The following is a 21,278-nucleotide window of genomic DNA, read 5'->3' as shown; positions in this document are numbered from 1 at the left end:
GGCATCCGGTTCGCCCAGCGCGGCGTCGAGCAGTTCGAGGCCCTCGGCCGCGGTCAGGCCGGTCATGCCGCCACGCGCCATCCGCTTCTGGTCCACGTCGTCCAGGTGGGCGCTCATCTCGGTGACCTGCGACCACAGGCCCCAGGCCAGCGACGTGGCCGGCCGGCCGTCGGCGTGCCGCTGCTGGGCCAGGGCGTCCAGCGCCGCGTTGGCGGCGGCGTAGTTGCCCTGGCCCGGCGCGTCGAAGGTGCCGGCCGCGGAGGAGAACAGCACGAACCGGGCCAGGTCGGTGTCACGGGTGAGGTCGTGCAGGTTGCGCGCGGCGTCGATCTTCGGCCGCAGTACGGCGGCCAGCCGCTCCGGGGTGAGTGCGGTGAGCACGCCGTCGTCCAGCAGGCCTGCGGTGTGCACGACACCGGTCAACGGCGCATCGGCAGGCAGGGACGAGAGCAGGTCGGCGAGCGCCGTGCGGTCGGCGGCATCGCAGGCCACCACCCGCACGGAGGCCCCGAGCTCCTCCAGCTCGGCGCTCAGTTCCCCGATCCCCTCGGCCGCCGGGCCACGCCGACTGGCCAGCACCAGGTGGCGCACCCCGTGCTCCGTGACCAGCCGACGGGCCACCTGCCGCCCCAGCGATCCGGTGCCGCCCGTGACCAGCATCGTGCCGGCGGGATCGAGCTGCCGTGGCAACGTGAACACGTTCTTGCCGACGTGCCGGGCCTGGCTCATGTGGCGGAACGCCGCCGGGGCGAGCCGAGCGTCCCATACGGTCAGCGGCAGTGGCGTGAGAACCCGCTGCTCGAACAGTGCGACCAGCTCGGCGAGCATCTCCCCGATGCGGTCGTTGCCCGCCTCGAAGAGCGAGAACGCCGAGTAGCTCACGCCGGGGACGGTGGCCGGGTCCCGCAGGTCCGACTTGCCCATCTCCAGCAGCCGGCCGCCGGAGCCGAGCAGCCGCAGCGAGGCGTCCACGAAGTCGCCGGCCAGCGAGTTCAGCACCGCGTCCACGCCCCGGCCGCCGCTGGCGTCGCGGATACGGGTCTCGAAGTCCAGGCTGCGGGAGCTGGCGATCCGAGCCGGGTCGACGCCGCACGCGGCCACCGTCGCCCACTTGCCCGGACTTGCCGTCGCGTAGACCTCCACGCCCCAGTGCCGGGCCAGCTGTACGGCCGCCATGCCGACGCCGCCGGCCGCGGCGTGCACCAGCAGCGACTCCCCGGCGACCAGGCCGCCGAGGTCGCGCAGCGCGTAGTAGGCGGTCAGGAACGCCATCGGCACCGAGGCCGCCTGCTCGAAGGTCCACTCCTTCGGCATCCGGACCACCGTGCGGTGGTCGGCCACGGCCAGTGGCCCGACGGCGTCCGGGAACAGCCCCATCACCCGGTCGCCGACGGCCGGCCCGGTGACGTCCGGCCCCACCTCGACCACGACGCCCGAGCCCTCGTTGCCCAGGCCCGCCTCGTTCCGGACCCCCAGCGCCACCAGCACGTCCAGGAAGTTCAGGCCGGCCGCCCGCACCTCGACCCGCACCTGTCCGGGCCGCAGCCGGGCCGTCGCGGCCGGGGCCTCGACCGCCGCCAGGTGCTCCAGCGTGCCGTCGCCGCCGGGCTGCAGCCGCCACGTGGCCGGTCCCGCCGGTATGTCGAGCCGTTCCCGTCCCACGGCCCGCACCAGCCGTCGTACGAACAGCTGCCCGTCCCGCAAGGCTAGCTGTGGCTCGTCGGCGTCGAGAGCGGCTGCCAGCGCGGCGGCTGACGCCGCCGCCCCGTCGCTGTCCACGATCACCACCCGCCCGGGGTTCTCCGCCTGAGCGGAGCGCAGCAGGCCGTATGCGGCGGCCGTGGCCACGCTGGTCAGCTCACGCTCGTGGTGCACCGCGACACCGCCGCGGCCGAGCACCAGCAGGCGGCTGTCGTCGAGCAGCGGCTCCGCCAGCCACGCCTGGAGCAGGCTCAGCACGCGGGTGGTCAGCGCCGTCACGTCGTCGTCGGGCCGGTCGTCCGGGAGGTGGAGCAGCAGCAGTTCCGGCAGCCCGAAGTCGGCGGTCTCGGCCAGTTCCCGGATGTCGTCGGCGGTGCCCACTGTCACGGGGTCGGCCATGGCCCTGGACGTCTCTGCGGCGACGGGCTCCCACACGACCTGGAAGATCCGCTCCGACACCGGCTTCACGGCGGGCGCCGCCGACTCGACGGCCCGTGACACCACGGCGCCGATGGTGGCCACGGGCGCGCCGGTGGCGTCGGCGAGGTGCAGGGCCACCGCGTCGGCTTCGGCGGGGGTGATGTGCACCCGGAGCGTGGCGGCCCCGGCCGCGTGCAGGACGACGTCCCGGTAGGCGAACGGCAGCGCCAGGCGGGCGTCGGCATCGGCCCGGAACGCGATCGCGTGCATGGCGGCGTCCAGCAGCGCGGGGTGCAGTCCGAACGCCGCCGCGTCACCACGGACCGCCTCGGGCAGTTCCACCTCCGCGAACACGTCGGCGCCGGCTGTCCACACTGCTTTCAGGCCCCGGAAGGCCGGACCGTAGCCGTAGCCGAGCGCCGCCAGTTCCTCGTACGCACCGGCCACGCGCTCGCCGTCGACCGGAGTCGCCCCGGCAGGGGGCCAGTCCCGGAGTTCGGCCGCCGGTTCGGGAGCCTTCGCGGTGAGCGTGCCACTGGCGTGGCGGGTCCATTCGGCGTCGGGCCCGGCGTCCTCGGCCCGTGCGTGCACGGTGACCGGCCGCCGGCCGCCGGAGTCCGGTGCGCCTACCGCGATCTGCACCCGCACCGCGTCGCGGGCGCCCAGGGTGAGCGGCGCTTCGAGCACCAGTTCCTCGATGACGCCGCAGCCCACCTCGTCACCGGCGCGCACCATCCATTCCACGAACGCCGCACCGGGCAACAGCACCGCCCCCGCCGCCGCGTGATCCGCCAGCCACGGTTGCGCCCGCAGCGACAGCCGCGATGTCATCACCACACCGCCGAACTCCGGCAGCTCCGCCACCGCACCCAGCAACGGGTGCTCGGCGCCGGTGAGCCCGAGTCCGCCTGCCTCCACCGCGCCGCCGGCCGACTCCAGCCAGAAGTGCTGACGGTGGAAGGCGTACGTGGGCAGGTCGACGCGCTGCCCGCCGCCGAGCACCGTCGGCCAGTCCACCGGCATCCCGCGCACGAAGCCCTCGGCGAACGAGGTCAGCAGCCGCCGGGCGCCTCCTTCGCCGCGGCGCAGCGAACCGACCGCGACCGCCGCCGCGCCGAAGTCCTCGAACGTGGCCTGCATCGCCACCGTGAGCACCGGATGCGCGCTGCACTCGACGAAGTACTGGTGCTCGTCGGCGAGCAGGGCCCGGACCGTGCGGTCGAACTCCACCGGGAAGCGGGCGTTGCGGAACCAGTACTCGCCGGTCAGCGACTCGGTGTCGATCGAAGCGGCGTCGACCGTCGAGTAGAACGGGATGCGCGCCGGCTTCGGGGCGATGCCGGCCAGCATGTCCACGATGCGGTCGTGCAGCGGGTCGACCTGTGCGCAGTGCGAGGCCACCGTGGAGCCGACGACCTGCGCCCTGATCCCGGCGGCCCTGCACTCCGTGACGAACTCCGTCAGGGCCGCCATGTCACCGACGACGGTCGAGGCCGCCGGGCTGTTGCGGCCGCCCAGCGTCAACCGCCCGTCCCAGGCGGCGATCAGGCGCTCCACCTCGTCCGGCCCGAGGGCCACCGAGACGACCGCGCCGTTGCCGACGAGTTCCGCCGCGAACAACGCGCTGCGCAGCACGACGACCCGCGCCGCGTCCTCAAGGCTCAACGCCCCGGCCACGCAGGCGGCGGCGACCTCGCCCTGACTGTGTCCGACGACCGCCGCCGGCTCGACGCCGGCCCCCTGCCACATCGCGGCCAGCGAGACGTTGACGGCGAACAGCACCGGTTGCAGGATCTCGATCCGGTCCAGCGACGGGGCGCCGGCGGCGTCGGTCACCACGTCGAGCAGCGACCAGTCGACCAGTTCACCGACGGCCCGGTCGCACTCGGCCATCCGGGCGGCGAAGACCGGCGACTCGTCGAGGAGCCGGGCGGCCATGCCGTGCCACTGGGAGCCCTGCCCCGGGAACACGAACACCACCCGCTGGTCACCGTCGGCGGCGCTGCCCGGCACGGCCGACGGCGAGGGCAGGCCCTCGGCCAGCGCGGTCAGCCCGGCCAGTGCCTCGTCCCGGTCGTCGGCCAGTACGACCGCCCGCTGGTCGTGCGCGGTGCGGGTGGTCGCCAGCGACCAGGCGACGTCCCCGAGCCCGGTGTCCGACGCGGAGTCCAGGTGGCTGTGCAGGCGGTGTGCCTGTGCCCGCAACGCGTTCTCGCCACGGCCCGACACCAGCAGCGGGGTCGGCGAGGTGGTGAACATCGGCCGGGTGCCGGTCGGCTCCGGCGCGACCGGTTCAGGGGCCTGTTCGATGATCACGTGAGCGTTGGTGCCGCTGATGCCGAAACCGGAGACGCCGGCCCGGCGCGGCCGGCCGGTCGCCGGCCACGGCTGCTGCCCGGTCAGCAGCTCCACCTCGCCGGCCGTCCAATCCACCTGCGGGGTCGGCTCGTCCACGTGCAGGGTCCGGGGCAGAACCCCGTGGCGCATCGCCAGCACCATCTTGATGACGCCGGCCGCGCCGGCCGCCGCCTGGGTGTGGCCTATGTTCGACTTGAGGGAGCCCAGCCACAGCGGCCGTTCCCGGTCCTGACCGTAGGTGGTCAGAATCGCCTGGGCCTCGATCGGGTCACCGAGTGCGGTGCCGGTGCCGTGGGCTTCGACGGCGTCCACTTCGGACGGTGTCAGGCCGGCGTTGGCCAGGGCGCGCCGGATGACCCGTTGCTGGGACGGGCCGTTGGGCGCGGTCAGACCGTTGGAGGCGCCGTCCTGGTTCACCGCCGAGCCGCGCACCACCGCGAGGACGTTGTGCCCCGACCGTCGGGCGTCGGAGAGCCGTTCCACCAGCAGCACGCAGGCACCCTCGGCGAACCCGGTGCCGTCCGCCGCCGCGGCGAACGCCTTGCACCGGCCGTCCGGGGCGAGCCCGCGCTGCCGGGAGAAGCCCACGAACGCGTCGGAAGCGGCCATCACCGTGACGCCGCCGGCCAGCGCCATCGAGCACTCGCCGTTGCGCAGCGCCTGCACGGCCAGGTGCAGCGTCACCAGCGACGACGAGCAGGCGGTGTCCAGGGTGACCGCCGGCCCCTCGAAGCCGAAGAGGTAGGAGACGCGGCCGGACAGCACACTGCCGGCCCCGCCGGTGAGCACGAACCCTTCCAGCCCTTCCGGCACCGCCGAGAGGTCTGCGCCGTAGTCGTGGAACGCGATGCCGGAGAAGACCCCGACGTCCTTGCCGCGCAACGCCGTCGGGTCGACACCGGCCCGCTCGAAGACCTCCCACGAGATCTCCAGCATCAGCCGCTGCTGCGGGTCCATGGCCAACGCCTCACGCGGTGAGATCCCGAAGAATCCCGGGTCGAACTCCCCGGCCTCGTGCAGGAAGCCGCCCTCGCTCGCGTAGCTGGTGCCGGGATGGTCGGGGTCGGGGTGGAACAGGTTGTCCAGGTCCCAGCCCCGGTTGTCAGGGAAGCCGGTGATGCCGTCGCCGTCGCTCGACACCAGCCGCCACAGGTCTTCCGGCGACTCGACACCGCCCGGCAGCCGGCAGGCCATGCCCACGATGGCAATGGGCTCGGCCGCGGCGGCCAGCACGCTGTCGTACCGGTGCCTGAGCCGCGCGTTGTCCTTCAGCGAGGCCCGCAGGGCGTCAATGAGCTGTGCGTTCTCGGTGGTGCTCATGGCTGCGTGCCCTCCAGCGCTCGTTGCAGCAGGTCCGAGACGTCCATTCCGTCGATCCGCTCGATCTCGTCCGCCACCGGCACCGCGACCGCCGGTGCGCCGTCGGTGCGGGCGAGGTCCAGCAGGATGTCCAGCACGCCGGCCTCCCGCAGCCGGCTCGCCGGCACGGTGGCCAGCGCCCGCCGCAGCTCGGTCTCGTCGACCTCGGCCTCCGGCGGCCCGGCCAGCTCGGTGCGCAGGTGCTCGACCAGCGCGGCCGGCGTCGGGTGGTCGAAGAGGAGGGTCGCCGGCAGGCTGATGCCCAGCGCGGCACCGAGGGAGTTGCGCAGGCTCACTGCGGCCAGCGAGTCGAACCCCATCTCCTGGAAGGCCCGGCGTGGGCTGATCGCGTCCGCGCCCTGGTGCCCGAGTGCCGTCGCGGTGCTCTCGCGCACCAGTCTGGCCAGCGCCCGGTCCCGTTCCGCCTCGGGCAGGTCGGCGAGGCGCCGGGCGGCGGCCTCGTCCGGTTCCGGCCGGGCGGCCTCGATCGCCGCCCGCACGCCGGGCACGTCGCCGATCAGTGGGCTCGGCCGCTGTGAGGTGAACGCGGGGGCGAACGTCGGCCAGTCGATCCGTGCCATCGCCAGCACCGGGTCACCGCCGGTCACATGGGCCAGCGCGGCGACCGCAGCCTCCGGACCGATCGACAGCACGCCGCGACGGCGCAGCTGCTCCTGGGCGACACTGTCGGCGGCCACGCCGAACCCGTCGATCAGACCCCAGGCCACCGATGTCGCCGGCAGCCCTCGCGCCCGCCGGCGCTGCATGATCGCGTCGACGACGGCGTTGCTCGCGCCGGGTGTGCCCTGACCGCCACCGCCCCAGATGCCGGCCACGGAGGAGAACGCCACGAACAGCTCCAGCGGCCGGTCGCCGAGCACGTCGTCGAGGACGGCGAGCCCTTCGGCCTTGGCGGCCAGGACGGCGTCGAGTTCGGCCGCCGTGATGTCGGTGACCGGGCCGGTGCGGACCAGGTCGGCGGTGTGCACCACCCCGGTCAGCCCCTCGTCGACCAGGCTCCGGACCGCGTCCCGGTCGGTCAGGTCCACGGTCGCCAGCGTCACCTTCGCGCCGCGTTCGGCCAGTTCGCCCTTCAGGGCTGCGACCTCCGGCGTGGCCGGGTCGGCATCCAGCGTCAGCACGAGGTGTTCGGCGCCCGAGTCGGCCAGCCACCGGGCCACGTGCCGTCCCAGGCCTTCGGTGCCGCCGGTGACCAGCACGGTGCCGTGGATGTGCGGGGCCGCGGTGGTGCCGGCCGAGGCCGGCACCACCCGTCGTACGTACAGGCCGTTCGTCCGGACGGCCACCTGGTCCTCGTCGGCCAGGCCGGTGAGCGCGGCGACCAGGGCCCGTGCCGACCGGTCGTCCAGCCGGGCCGGCAGGTCGATCAGACCACCCCAGCGATCGGGGTGCTCCAGGGCGGTGGCGTAGCCGAGGCCCCAGACCAGCGCCTGCTCGACGGTGGGCGCGGGATCGTTCGGGCCGACGCTCACCGCGCCGCTGGTGACGCAGCAGAGTTGTTGCCGGGCCCCGAGCTCCACCAGGGCCTGAATCAGTTCCAGTGTCGCCGCCGCGCCGGCGGTCAGCAGGGGCGATCCCGGTCGCCGGCGGTCGTCCAGGGCCAGCAGGCTGAGCACACCCGTCACGGCGTCGTCGGCCAGCGCGGCGCCGAGTTGCTCGGTCAGCGGCCCGGCCCCGGGTTCGACCGTCACGGTGACGGCGCGCAGCCCCTGCCGGGACAGCAGCGGCGTCGGGTCCTCCACCTGCGCCGTCCTGACCACGAGCCAGGTCCCGTCCGGTGCGGCCGGACCGTTGCCGCGGTGAGGTTTCCAGCTCACCCGGTAGCACAGATCGTCCACCGCGGACCGTTCGGCGCGCCGGCGCCGCCAGTCGGCCAGCACACCGATGACCGGCCCCAGGTCCGGGGCGGCGTGGACACCGAGGGTCTCCCTCACCATGGCGAGGTCTTCCGCCTCCACCGCCGCCCAGAACCGCCCCTCGACACCGTCGGTCCGCTGTACCGACGGTGCGGCGGCCTCGAGCCAGTACCGGTCGCGCTGGAAGGCGTAGGTCGGCAGTTCGAGCAGGTCCGCCGGGCGGGTGGAACCGGCGAGCAGGGCCGCGAAGTCGATCCGGCGTCCTCGCACGAGCAGCGTGGCGATGGCCGTGAGCAGGGTGCGCACGCCGTCGGTGGTGCGACGCTGCGCCGGCACGAACACGACATCGTCGTCCGGCTGTCCGGTCAGGCAGTCCGGTCCGGCCGCCGACAGCACCGCGTCCGGCCCCAGTTCGAGGAACGTGTCGACGCGTTCGTCCAGCAGCGTCCGGATGCCGTCCGCGAACCGCACCGCGGCCCGCACGTGCTCGGCCCAGTAGTCCGCGGTGAACTGACCCGGCTGCGCCAGCTTGCCGGTCACGTTGGACACCACCGGGATCTCCGGCTCGTGGAACGTGAGACCGGCCGCCACCGACCGGAACTCCGCCAGCACCGGCTCCATCAGGGCCGAGTGGAACGCGTGCGACACCGTGAGCCGCTTGGTCTTGTGGCCGGCAGCCGCCGACTGCGCGGCGACTTCCTCGACCTTGGCCTCGTCGCCGGAGACCACCACCGCCGACGGCCCGTTCACCGCCGCGATCTCCACCCCCGGCACCAAGAGCGACAACACCTCGTGCTCAGCGGCCGCCACCGCCACCATCGCACCGCCGGACGGCAGCGTGTCCATCAATCGACCGCGCGCCGCCACCAGCACCGCGGCGTCCGCCAAGGACAGCACGCCGGCGACATGTGCCGCCGTCAGCTCGCCAAGGGAGTGCCCGGCAACGAAATCCGGCCGCACACCCCAGGACTCGACCAGCCGGAACAATGCCGTCTCCAGTGCGAACAGACCCGACTGCGCGAACACGGTCCGGTCCAGCAATTCCTTGTCGTCGAAGACGACATCGCGAACCGACGGCCCCTTCAGATGCCGGTCCAACTCGACACAGGCGTCGTCGAATGCCTTACGGAACACCGGATACCGCTCATACAGTTCGCGGCCCATGCCCAGGCGCTGGCTGCCCTGACCGGTGAACAGCACCGCGGTCCGCCCTCGCGTGACGGAGCCGCGCACGATGTCCGCCGATGTCTCGCCGCGGGTCAGCGCCGCCAACTTCTCGTGCAACCCCGCCCGGTCCCCGGCCAGCACGACCGCCCGCTCCGGCAGCATCGCCCGCGACGCCGTCAGCGCCCTCGCCAGGGCCGCCGGTTCGGCGTCCAGGGCCAGCAGCCGTTGCGCCTGGGCCGCCAGCGCCACGGAAGACTTGGCCGACACCACGACCGTCACCGGCCCGGTCGCCGCCGGTTCGGGCGCCGCCGGTTCGGGCGCCGCCGGTGTCGGTGCCGCCTGTTCCAGGATCACGTGCGCATTGGTGCCGCTCACGCCGAACGCCGACACACCCGCCCGCCGCGGCCGATCCAGGTCCGGCCACTCCCGTTGCGCGGTGAGCAGTTCCACCGAGCCGACCGACCAGTCCACCTGCGCCGTCGGCTCGTCCACATGGAGAGTCCGCGGCAGAACCCCGTACCGCAGCGCCAGCACCGTCTTGATCACGCCTGCCACACCGGCCGCCGCCTGCGCGTGACCGATGTTCGACTTCAAGGACCCCAGCAGCAGTGGCTGTTCGCGATCCTGGCCGTAGGCGGCGATCAGCGCCTGCGCCTCGATCGGATCGCCCAGCACCGTGCCGGTCCCGTGCGCCTCGACGGCGTCGACGTCGGCCGGTTCCAGTCCGGCCCCGGCCAGGGCGCGACGGATCACCCGCTGCTGGGCCGGACCGCTCGGCGCGGTCAGGCCGTTGGAGGTGCCGTCCTGGTTCACGGCCGAACCGCGGACGACGGCCAGGATCCGGTGTCCGAGCCGTTCGGCGTCCGAGAGCCGCTCCACCAGCAGCACTCCCGCGCCCTCGGACCACCCGGTGCCGTCCGCCGTCGAGGAGAACGACTTGCAGCGGCCGTCCGGGGACAGCCCGCGCTGGCGAGAGAACTCCACGAAGGCATCCGAACTCGACATCACCGTCACGCCGCCGGCCAGCGCCATCGAGCACTCGCCGTTGCGCAGCGCCTGCGCCGCCAGATGCAAGGCCACCAGCGAGGAGGAGCACGCCGTGTCGACGGTGACGGCCGGCCCTTCCAGGCCCAGTACGTACGAGATCCGGCCGGACAGGACGCTGCCGGCGCCGCCGGTCATCAGGTAGCCCTCGGCCTCGGCGGGGACGTGGCCGGCGCGCACACCGTATTCGTGGTTGACCACACCGGCGAACACGCCGACATCGCTGCCCCGCACGGACATCGGATCCACACCGGCGTGCTCGAACGCCTCCCACGCGATCTCCAGCATCAACCGCTGCTGCGGATCCATGGCCAACGCCTCGCGGGGCGAGATCCCGAAGAAGTCCGCGTCGAACCCTGCGGCGCCGTGCAGGAAGCCGCCGGCTCGGGTGTAGCTCGTGCCGGGGTGGTCCGGATCGGGGTGGAACAGGTTCTCCAGGTGCCAGCCGCGGTCCGTCGGGAAGTCACCGATTCCGTCCCGGCCGTCGCACAGCAGCTGCCACAGCTGTTCGGGCGACTCGACACCGCCCGGCAGCCGACAGGCCATGCCCACGATGGCGATCGGCTCATCGACCGCGCCGGCCGACGCCGTCTCGACGATGTCGTCGCCGGCCAGGAACGCGGCGAGCGCGACCGGCGTCGCATGGTCGAACACCAACGTGGTGGGGAAGGAACGGCCCGTCTCCTCCTGCAGCCGGTTCCGCAGCCGCACCGCGTTCAGCGAGTCGAACCCCAGGTCCTGGAAAGAGCGGTCCAGGTCGATGTCCCGGCTGTCGTGGTGTCCCAGCACCTCGGCGGTGCAGGCGAGCACCAGCTCCAGGCCCGTGCGCCGCTGCCTGCCCCGTTCGGCCGTCTCCGGCGCCGAGGTCACCGCTTCGGCACGCCTGGGCACCACGTCGCCCGGCAGGTCGATCCAGTACCTGCGGTGCTGGAACGCGTAGGTCGGCAGGTCGAGGTGGTGCGCGGGGCCGCCGCCGAAGAAGGCCGGCCAGTCGATGTCCACGCCGCGGACGTGCAGGTGAGCCAGTGCGGTGACGAGGTCGAACGCCTCGTCCTCGGTGCGCTGCAGGGCCGGGACGAACGCCGCCGGGTCGCCGCCGGCCTCCTGCGCCATGGCGGTCAGCACGCCGCCGGGTCCCAGTTCGAGGAAGGTGGCCACGCCGGCCTCCCGCAGCGCCGTGACGCCGTCGTGGAAGCGCACCGCCGCCCTGACGTGCTCGGCCCAGTAGTCCGCGGTGAACCGGTCCGGTCCGGCGAGCTTGCCGGTCACGTTGGACACCACCGGGATCTCCGGCTCGTGGAAGGTGAGACCGGCCGCCACCGTCCGGAACTCCGCCAGCATCGGCTCCATCCGGGCCGAGTGGAAGGCATGGGAGACCGTCAGGCGCTTGGTCCGGCGGCCCTGCGCCGCCAGCGCCGCCGTGACGGCCGCCACCTGGGCCTCGTCACCGGAGATCACCACTGCCGACGGCCCGTTCACCGCCGCGATCTCCACCCCTGGCACCAGCAGCGGAGAAACCTCATGCTCAGCGGCCGCCACCGCTACCATCGCACCGCCTGTCGGCAGGGCGTCCATGAGGCGGCCCCGGGCAGCCACCAGCACCGCCGCGTCCGGCAAGGTCAGCACACCGGCCGCATGGGCCGCCGTCACCTCCCCGACCGAATGCCCGGCAACGAAGTCCGGCCGCACGCCCCAGGACTCGACCAGCCGGAACAGCGCCGTTTCCAGTGCGAACAGACCCGCCTGCGCGAACACCGTCCGGTCCAGCAGGTCCTGCTCTCCGAACACGACGTCCCGGACCGAGGGGCCGTCCATATGCCGGTCCAACTCCGCGCACACGTCGTCGAAGGCCTTGCGGAACACCGGATACCGCTCATACAGCCCACGGCCCATGCCCACCCGCTGACTGCCCTGACCGGTGAAGAGCACCGTGAGTTTGCCCGGCACGGGAACGCCACGAACGACACGGTCCAGCGACCGCAGCAACTGGTCCCGGTCGGCGCCGACAGCGACGGCCCGGTGCCGGAGCGCGGCCCGGGTGTCCAGCAAGGACCGGGCCACGGCGACGGGATCGAGGTCCGGGCGTTCGGCCGCGTACACCGCCAGGCGCTCGGCCTGGCCACGGAGCCCCGCTTCCGACCGGGCCGACAGCACCCACGGCACGATCGCCGTCTCCGCCGTGGCCGGCGCCACGGCTTCGGCGTCGGCGCCCTGTTCCAGGATCACGTGCGCGTTGGTCCCGCTCACCCCGAACGCCGACACCGCCGCGCGCCGCGGACGACCCACCTCCGGCCAGTCTCTCCGCGCGGTCAGCAGTTCCACCGACCCGGCCGGCCAATCCACTTCCGGGGTCGGCTCGCCGACGTGCAGGGTCTGCGGAAGTACGCCGTGCCGCAGGGCCATCACCGTCTTGATGACACCGGCGACACCGGCGGCCGCCTGCGCATGCCCGATGTTGGATTTCACCGATCCCAACCACAGCGGGCGGTCCGCCTGTCGGCCCTGGCCGTAGGTGGCGATCAGGGCCTGGGCCTCGATCGGATCGCCCAGCACCGTGCCGGTCCCGTGCGCCTCGACGGCGTCGACGTCCGAAGCGGACAGCCGGGCGTTCGCCAGCGCCTGGCGAATGACCCGTTGCTGCGCCGGGCCGCTCGGCGCGGTCAGGCCGTTGGAGGCGCCGTCCTGGTTCATCGCCGAACCGCGAACCACCGCCAGCACCCGGTGCCCCAGCCGTTCCGCATCGGACAGCCGCTCCACCAGCAGCACGCCGGCCCCCTCGGACCACCCGGTGCCGTCCGCCGTCGAGGAGAACGACTTGCAGCGGCCGTCCGGGGCGAGCCCGCGCTGGCGAGAGAACTCCACGAAAGGATCGGAGCTCGTCAGCACCGTCACACCACCGGCCAGCGCCATCGAGCATTCGCCGTTGCGCAGCGCCTGCGCTGCCAGATGCAAGGCCACAAGCGACGACGAACACGCCGTGTCCACCGTCAGCGCCGGGCCCTCGAGACCGAACTCGTAGGCCACCCGGCCGGACAGCACCGCGGTCGACGCACCGGTGATCCGGTGTCCCTCCACCAGTTCCGGCGCGAGGTGCAGGCGCAGCGCGTAGTCCTGGACGTTCAGGCCGGTGAACACGCCGACCGGGGCGCCCCGTACCGCGGTCGGATCGATACCGGCGTGCTCGAACGCCTCCCAGGAGACCTCCAGCATCAACCGCTGCTGCGGATCCATCGCCAACGCCTCGCGGGGCGAGATCCCGAAGAAGTCCGCGTCGAACCCGGCGATGTCGGCCAGGAACGCGCCCTTGTCGGTGTAGCTGGTGCCCTCGTGGTCCGGATCAGGGTCGATCAGGGTGGCCAGGTCCCAGCCCCGGTCGTCCGGGAACGAGCCGACGGCGTCCCGTCCGTCCCGCACGAACCGCCACAGGTCGTCGGGGCCGGCCACGCCACCGGGGAACCGGCAGGCCATGCCGACGATCGCGATCGGCTCGTCGGCCGGAGCGGTGACCGCGGTGGACTGCTCCTTCGCCGTACCGGTCAGCTGCGCGTGGAGGTGCCGGGCCAGCCGAAGCGGGTCCGGGTGGTCGTAGACCAGCGTCGTCGGCAGGCGCAGGCCGGTCGCGGCGCTGAGCCGGTTGCGCAGCTCCACGGCGGTCAGCGAGTCGAAGCCGGCTTCCTTGAACGGCCGCTGCGCCACGATGAGGTCGCTGTCGGCGTGGCCCAGCACCTGCGCGGCATGCCGGCCGATCAGGCTCAGCAACGCCTCCTCGTCGAGCGCCGCGTCCGTGGCAGGTCGCACCGAGCGGCGGCGGGCCGCGACGAGCCCCCGCAGCAGCGGCGGAACCTCGTCGCGCGGCTGGACGAGATCGAGCTTCGTGGCCACGACCGTCGGCGCGCGCCCGGCCAGGGCGGCGTCGAACAGCGCCAACCCCAGTTCCTCGGAGAGGGCGGCCATGCCGCTGCGGCGGGTCCGGTCGAGGTCGGTGTCGGTGAGCTGCGCGGTCATCTCGGACCGGGGCGCCCAGAGCCCCCAGGCGATGGAGGTGGCCCGCCACCCGGCCGCCAGTGCGTCCAGGGCGGCGTTCGCGGCGGCGTAGTTGCCCTGGCCGGGGTTGCCGAAGACCGACGCGGCCGAGGTGAACAGCACGAACGCGTCCAGGCCCATACCGGCGGTCAGGTCGTGCAGGACGGTCGCCGCGTCGGCCTTCGCCCGCATGACGGCGTCGATCCGGTCCGGGGTCAGCGCCGTGATCACACCGTCGTCCAGGACGCCGGCCGCGTGCACGACCGCGCTCAGCGGCGGCTCGACCGTGGCCAGTAGCCGTGCGGTTGCCTCTCGGTCCGCCACGTCGCACGCCACCGTGCGCACCGACGCGTCCAGTCCGGCCGCGAACTCGGCGGCCCCTGGGGCGTCCGGGCCGCTGCGGCTGACCAGCAGCAGGTTCTGGACGCCGTACTTGTCGACCAGGTGCCGGGCCACCAGGCGTCCCAGCGTTCCGGTGCCGCCGGTGACCAGAACGGTGCCGGCCAGCGGTCGTATGTCCGGGGCCCTGGTCGGTGTGCGGGCCAGCCTCGGCACGGTGAGCTGCCCGGCCGTGAGGGCGAGCTGCGGTTCACCGGTGGCCACGGCGCGGGCCGGCAGGTCAGGCCCGGCCGGCGCATCGACGGCGACCAGCACGAACCGGTCCGGGTGCTCCGACTGCGCCGACCGGACCAACCCCCAGACCGCGGCGCTCGCAGCGTCGGTGACCGGTGACGTCACGATGACAAGCGGGCCCTGCGCCGACTCGGCCAGCCTTGCCTGCACCGCCGCCAACGCCCGGTTCACGGCGTCCCTGATATCGACGGAACCGGTGGTCAGGTCGACGGTCTCGAACGCCGCCGGTGGCTCGGCGGCGTCGGCTATGGGCTGCCACACCACCTCGAACAGCGCGTCGCGCAGGTCCACGCCACCCTCCGGCTCGCCCAGCCGGACCGCCTCGACGTACGCGACGACCTCGTCACCGGTGTCCGTCAGCCACAGCGCGTCACCGGCACGGTGCACCCGCACCCGGGTCGCGCCCGTGGCGACCACCTGCACGCCCCGGAACTCCACGACCGGGCCGACACGTTCCAGGGCGGCGGCGAACAGCGCGGAGTCGACGTCCACCTCGCCCAGCACCTCACCGGCCGGGGGCGGCACCGAACCCACGCCGGTCGCGAGCGTGCCGGTGGCGTGCCGAATCCATCCGTCCTCGGGGGCTCGTCGGCCGTGCACGGTGACCGGCCGCCGGTCCCGCTCGTCGGCGGCGCCGACGACCACCCGGAGCTCCGCGCCCGCCGGATCCAGCGCGTGCTCCACCGTCAACTGCTCGACCAGCCGGCCACCGACCTCGTCCCCGGCCCGCACGACCAGATCGAGCAACCGTGCCGGACCGGCCGACGGTGGCAGGGTCGAGGTGAGCACGACCCCGTCCGGCAGGACCACGACGGAGTCGTCGCCTGCCGGGGCCAGCCAGAAGTGCTCGTGCTGGAACGCGTACGTCGGCAGCTCGCCCGGCCGCGGGCTGCTGCCGAACGCGGCGCGCAGGTCGGTGGGGACGCCTCGCACGTGGAGTTCGGCCAGCGAGGTGAGGAACCGGCGCAGGCCACCGTCGTCACGGCGCAGCGTGCCGGCGACCGTCACCGGATGCTCGTCTCCGTCGAGCAGGTCCTGCACGCTCGTGGCCAGCACCGGGTGCGAGCTGACCTCGACGAAGACGTCATACCCCTGGTCGGCCAGCGCCCGGACGGCCGGGGCGAAACCGACCGGGTGCCGGAGGTTTTGGTACCAGTACCGTGCGTCCAGCACGCCGGTGTCCAGCCATTCGCCTGTCACCGTCGAGTAGAACGGCACGGTCGCGGCGCGCGGGGTGATCGTGTCCAGCGCGGCCAGCACATCCCGCTCGATGCGCTCGACGTGTGTGGTGTGCGAGGCGTAGTCGACCGGGATCCGGCGCGCCCGCACGTCCTGCCGCTCGCAGACCGCCAGCAGTTCGTCCAGCGCGGCGGCGTCTCCGGCCACCACCACGGCGGCCGGCCCGTTCACCGCGGCCGGCTGCACCGCGCCGCGCCACTGTTCGATCAGCGTCGTCACCTCGTCGAGGGGCAGCGCGACGGAGACCATGCCGCCGAGCCCGGACAGCCCGGCGGCGATCGCACGGCTGCGCCCGACGACCACCGTCGCGGCATCCCGCAGGGACAACGCCCCCGCCACACACGCGGCGGCGATCTCGCCCTGCGAATGCCCCAGCACCGCGTCCGGCACGATTCCCACGGACTCCCAGAGCGCCGCGAGCGCCACCATCACCGCGAACGAGGCCGGCTGGACCACGTCCACGCGTTCCAGCGAAGGCGCGTCGGCCGCCCCGGTCAGGACGTCCAGCAGCGACCAGCCGGTCAGCTCGTCGAGCACGGCCGCGCACTCGCGCAGCTTCGCCTCGAACACCGGCGATTCGGCCAGCAATTCGGTGCCCATACCGGTCCACTGGGCGCCCTGGCCGGGGAACACGAACACCGTGCGGCCGGCTCGCTCGACCACGGCCCCGGTCACCACGCCGGCCGCCGGCTCCCCCGCTGCCAGGGCGTCCAGCCCGGCCAGCGCCTCACCGTGGTCGGCGGCGACGACCACGGCACGGTCGGACAGCGCCGCGCGGCTGGCCGCCAGCGACCAGCCGACACCGGCCAGGGATCGATCCGGCTCCGCGGCGAGGAAGTCCCGCAGCCGCCGGGCCTGGGCGGCGAGGGCAGCCCGCCCCTTGGCCGACAGCAGCAGCGGCACCGTGCCCTGTGCCGGCACCTCGATCGTCGGCGTCGGCTCCGCCTGTTCCAGGATCACGTGCGCGTTGGTGCCGCTCACCCCGAACGCCGACACACCCGCCCGCCGCAGCCGGTCCAGCTCCGGCCACTCCCGTTGCGCGGTCAGCAGCTCGACCGCTCCCACCGACCAGTCCACCTGCCGCGTCGGCTCGTCCACATGCAGGGTCCGCGGCAGAATCCCGTGGCGCAGGGCCATCACCGTCTTGATCACGCCGGCCACTCCGGCCGCCGCCTGTGTATGACCGATGTTCGACTTCAGTGACCCCAGCCACAACGGCCGTTCCCGGCCCTGACCGTACGTCGCCAGAATCGCCTGCGCCTCGATGGGATCGCCCAGCACCGTGCCGGTACCGTGCGCCTCCACCACGTCGACGTCGGAAGCGGACAGCCGGGCGTTCGCCAGCGCCTGGCGGATCACCCGCTGCTGCGACGGACCGCTCGGAGCGCTCAGGCCGTTGGAGGCACCGTCCTGGTTGACGGCTGATCCCCGCACCACCGCCAGCACCTGGTGGCCGAGCCGCTCGGCGTCGGACAGCCGTTCCACCACCAGCACGCCGACGCCCTCGGACCACCCCGTTCCGTCCGCCGACGCCGAGAACGACTTGCACCGGCCGTCCCGGGACATGCCACGCTGCCGGGAGAAACCGACGAACGAGTCGGGCGTCGCCATCACCGTGACACCGCCGGCCAGCGCCATCGAGCACTCGCCGTTGCCCAACGACTGCGCCGCCAGGTGCAGTGCCACCAGGGAGGACGAGCATGCGGTGTCGACCGTCAGCGCCGGCCCCTCCAGGCCGAGCACGTACGACACGCGACCGGACAACACGCTCTCCGACAGCCCTGTCGGCAGGTAGCCCTCGACGCCGTCGGTGGCCGCGCCGACGCCGTAGTTCTGGTGCATCGCGCCGGTGAACACGCCGATCGGTCGGCCCCGTAGCGAGGTCGGGTCGAGACCGGCCCGTTCCAGTGCTTCCCAGGAGACCTCCAGCATCAGCCGCTGCTGCGGATCCATCGCCAACGCCTCACGCGGCGAGATCCCGAAGAACTCCGCGTCGAACTCGCCGGCGCCGCCCAGGAATCCGCCGTGCCTGCTGTAGCTCGTGCCGGGGTGATCCGGGTCCGGGTGGAACAGCCGGCCCAGGTCCCAGCCTCGGTCCGTGGGGAACTCGCCGACCGCGTCACCACCGGCGAGCACCAGCTCCCACAGGTGCTCCGGTGACTCGACGCCGCCGGGCAACCGGCACGCCATGCCCACGATCGCGATCGGCTCGTCCGCTCCGGCCGGCCGGAGCGGTGCCTCAGCCGTGCTCTCCGGCTCGCCGAACAGTTCCCGGTGCAGCGACTCTGCCAGCGCGGCCGGAGTCGGGTGGTCGAAGGCGACGGCCACCGGGAGCCGCAGACCGGTGGCGTCGCCCAGCCGGTTGCGCAGCGCCACCGCGCTGAGCGAGGTCAGGCCCAGCTGGGTGAAGGCCTTCGACACGGCCACCGCCCGCGGCCCGTCCAGCCCGAGCAGGGCGGCCGTCTGCTCCCGCACCAGTTCCAGCAGCATGCGGGCCTGGTCGGCCGTGGCGAGGCCGGCCAGCCGGTCCCGCAGTTCCGTCGGCTCGGGCGTGTCAGCGGCCGCTCCAGGCCTGTCCACCAGGTCCCTCAGCACGTCCGGCACCTGGTCCCCGGTGTAGGAGGCGGTGTCCAGCTCGGCCGCGAGCAGGTGCGGCCGGTTCAGCCCCAGGGCGATGTCGAGCACGCCCAGGCTCCGGCGTACGTCGAGCGCGGCCGTCGCGTCGCCGTGCCCGCGCTCGCACGCCCCCCAGGCCAGGGACGACGTCGCCACGCCTCGAAAGCCGAGCCGCTGCGCGTAGGCGTCGAAGTAGGCGGCGACCGCGGCCGTCTCCCAGGACTCCGGAGACCCCAGCACGCCACCCGCGGCGGAGAACAACACGAAGGCCCCGAGGCCCGGCTGGGCCACCAGGTCGCCGAGGGCCCGCACCTCCGCGACGGCCTGTTCGACCGAGGTGCTGTCCCGGGGATCCCATGCGTGCAGCACCACGCTCACCGAGACGCCGGCCTTGGCCACGGCCCGTCGGAGCTGTGGCCGGTTGGCCAGGTCGCACTCGACCACGTCCACCGCGGCGCCGGCCTCGACCAGTCGGGTGCGCAACTCCGCGGCGAGTTCGGCTGTCCCCGGCGGCACGATCAGCAGCAGCCGGCGGGCACCGCGTGTGGTGACGAGGTGGTGCGCGGCGGCCGCGCCGCGTTCGGTGTGCGCACCGGTGATGATCGCGGCGCCGGTCGGCTTGCCCGGACCGTCCGCACCGGCCTCGTTGTCCACCGGCAGCCGGTGCAGCCGCGGCACCAGCACGACGTCCGGGCGTACGGCCGCCTGGCCTTCCCCGCAGCCGACGACGAACGGCAGCCTCGCCACCGCCGCCGCGTCCTCGTAGTCGTCGAGGTCCACCATCACGATCCGGCGGCCGCCGGCGGCCTGCGCCGACCGGAGCGCGCCCCACAGCGCCGCCTGGTCCAGGTTCCCGACGGCCTCGCCCGCGCCCGTGGCGACGGCGCCGCTGGTCAGCACCAGCACGGTGGCGGCGCCCAGGCGGTCGTCGGCCAGCGCAGCGCGCAGCCACGCCACCTGCTCTGCGGCCGGTGCCTGGTCGGCGGAGACCAGGACCACGACATCCGGGTCGGCGTCCGGCACGGCGTCCGTCGACACCTCGGCGCCGGCGCCACGCAGTCCGGCGACCAGGCTGTCCGGTGCGTAGCCCCGCACCGACCAGCGGCCGAGCGTGGGCGTGCCTCCGGACGGCAGCGGGACCCAGTCCAGCCGGAACACGGCCTCGTGGTGGATGCTGCCCACCGCGCGCAGCCGGGCCGGGCCGTCCAGCAGCTTGCGCCGGGTGACCTTGCCGGACGCGGTGCGCGGGAGCTGCTGGATCTCGTAGAGCTCCTCGGGCACCTTGAAGTAGGCCAACTGCTCCCGGCACAGCGACAGCACCCGCGCCGGGTCGAAGCCGTTCGGACCGGGCACCACGAACGCCACCGGCACCTCGCCGAACACGTCGTGCGGCTTTCCGGCGACGGCGACGTCCGCCACGCCCGGCGCCCGCCGTATCACCTCCTCCACCTCGCCCGGGTGGATGTTCTCCCCGGCCCGGATGATCAACTCCTTGATCCGGCCGGTGATGGTGAGGTAGCCGGCCTGGTCGCGGCGGGCCAGATCGCCGGTGTGGTACCAGCCTCCGGCCAACGCCTGCGCGGTGGCAGCGGGCTGGTTGTGGTACCCCACCATCACGTTCGGCCCGCGGACCCAGACCTCGCCCTCCGCGCCGTCGGCCACGTCCTGCCCTGACGTGTGGTCCACCAGGCGCACCGCCAGCCCCGGCACGGGCAGCCCGCACGAGCCCTCCGCGCGGGCCCCGGTCGGCCAGTTGATGGCGATCGAGCCGGCGGTCTCGGTGCTGCCGTAGGCGTCGATCAGCGCGGTGCCGAAGGCGTCCTCGAACGACCGGCGCAGCGCAGCCGTGGTCACCGCGCCGCCGACCAGGCCGACCCGGACCGGCGGCGCGGTGAATCCCGGGGTCCTGGCGGCGCGCGCGAGGTAGTGGTACAGCGTCGGCACACCGGCGATGACGGTGGATTCCTCTGCCCGCCACACGTCCAGCACGTCCGCCACGGACAGGCCGTCGGTGATGCGGGCGGTCGCGCCGACGGCGGTCACCGCGAGCACACAGGCGATGTGCGCGAGGCTGTGGAACAGCGGAAGCGGCCACAGCACGCGGTCGGCGTCGGTCAGGCCGAGCGCGGGCACGTACGAGGCGGCTACCGACCAGAGGCAGTTGCGCTGTGTGGTCAGCACGCCCTTGGGCCTGCCGGTGGTGCCCGAGGTGTAGAGCATCCACGCTATGTCGTCCAGGCCGTGGTCGTCCGGGGCCGGGGCGGCTGGTTCCGTGGTGGCGAACCGCTCGTACGAAAGGCAGCCGGGCGGCGTGGGCTCGTCGCCGACGAGGAGGACGGTCAGCGGGTGGCGCAGCGGCGGGAGCTGGGCGAGATGGGCGTGGTCGGTGACGATCACGGTGGCGCCGCTGTCGGCGAGGATGTGCTCCAACTCGGCGGCGGACACCCGGGGGTTGATCGGCACGCCGACGCCGCATGCGCGGACCACGGCGAAGTAGCTCTCCACCATCTCCACGCGGTTGCCCAGCAGCATCGCCATCCGGTCGCCGGGCCGCAGCCTCGCCTGTGCGAGGTGTCCGGCCAGCCGACGGGTGCGCGCCTCCAGCTCGGCGTAGCCGACGGCCCGGTGGGCGTCCCTGAAGGCGACCTTGTCGCCGAATCGAGCGCTCTGTTCCCGCAGGAGTTCATGGAGGGGACGAATCAATTCGGCGCGCAGCATGCCACCCACACTTCTCTTCGTGCTTGACATTCAAGGGCGAGGTCGGCCGGAACTTCGACTGGCTCCTAAATGCTAACTATGGAAAACACGAATACAGCCACCCCTCATTTCCCCCCTCACACC

The 21,278-nt window shown here is 73.5% G+C and carries 1 protein-coding gene and 1 pseudogene; both read right to left on the bottom strand.

Features of this window, described 5'->3' with window-relative positions; translation table 11 throughout:
• Nucleotides 1–165: 165 nt before the first annotated feature.
• A pseudogene (locus tag IEZ11_RS41940) lies at nt 166–5,679 on the bottom strand (SDR family NAD(P)-dependent oxidoreductase); the annotation flags it as partial.
• 116 nt (nt 5,680–5,795) lie between these two features.
• Nucleotides 5,796–21,155: a type I polyketide synthase gene (locus tag IEZ11_RS41935; RefSeq protein WP_189268310.1), complete on the bottom strand. Its 15,360-nt coding sequence runs from the start codon at nt 21,153–21,155 to the stop codon at nt 5,796–5,798.
• Nucleotides 21,156–21,278: the final 123 nt, after the last annotated feature.

The sequence above is a fragment of the Streptomyces fuscichromogenes genome, from assembly GCF_014645815.1.
In the GTDB taxonomy this organism is placed as follows: domain Bacteria; phylum Actinomycetota; class Actinomycetes; order Streptomycetales; family Streptomycetaceae; genus Streptomyces; species Streptomyces fuscichromogenes.
Note: the sequence above shows the minus strand (reverse complement) of the source record. Positions and strands in the feature narration are given on the sequence as shown.

Coding starts and splice junctions, on each gene's coding strand:
- IEZ11_RS41935 (WP_189268310.1), bottom strand. CDS start 21,155: ATGCTGCGCGCCGAATTGATTCGTCCCCTCCATGAACTCCTGCGGGAA.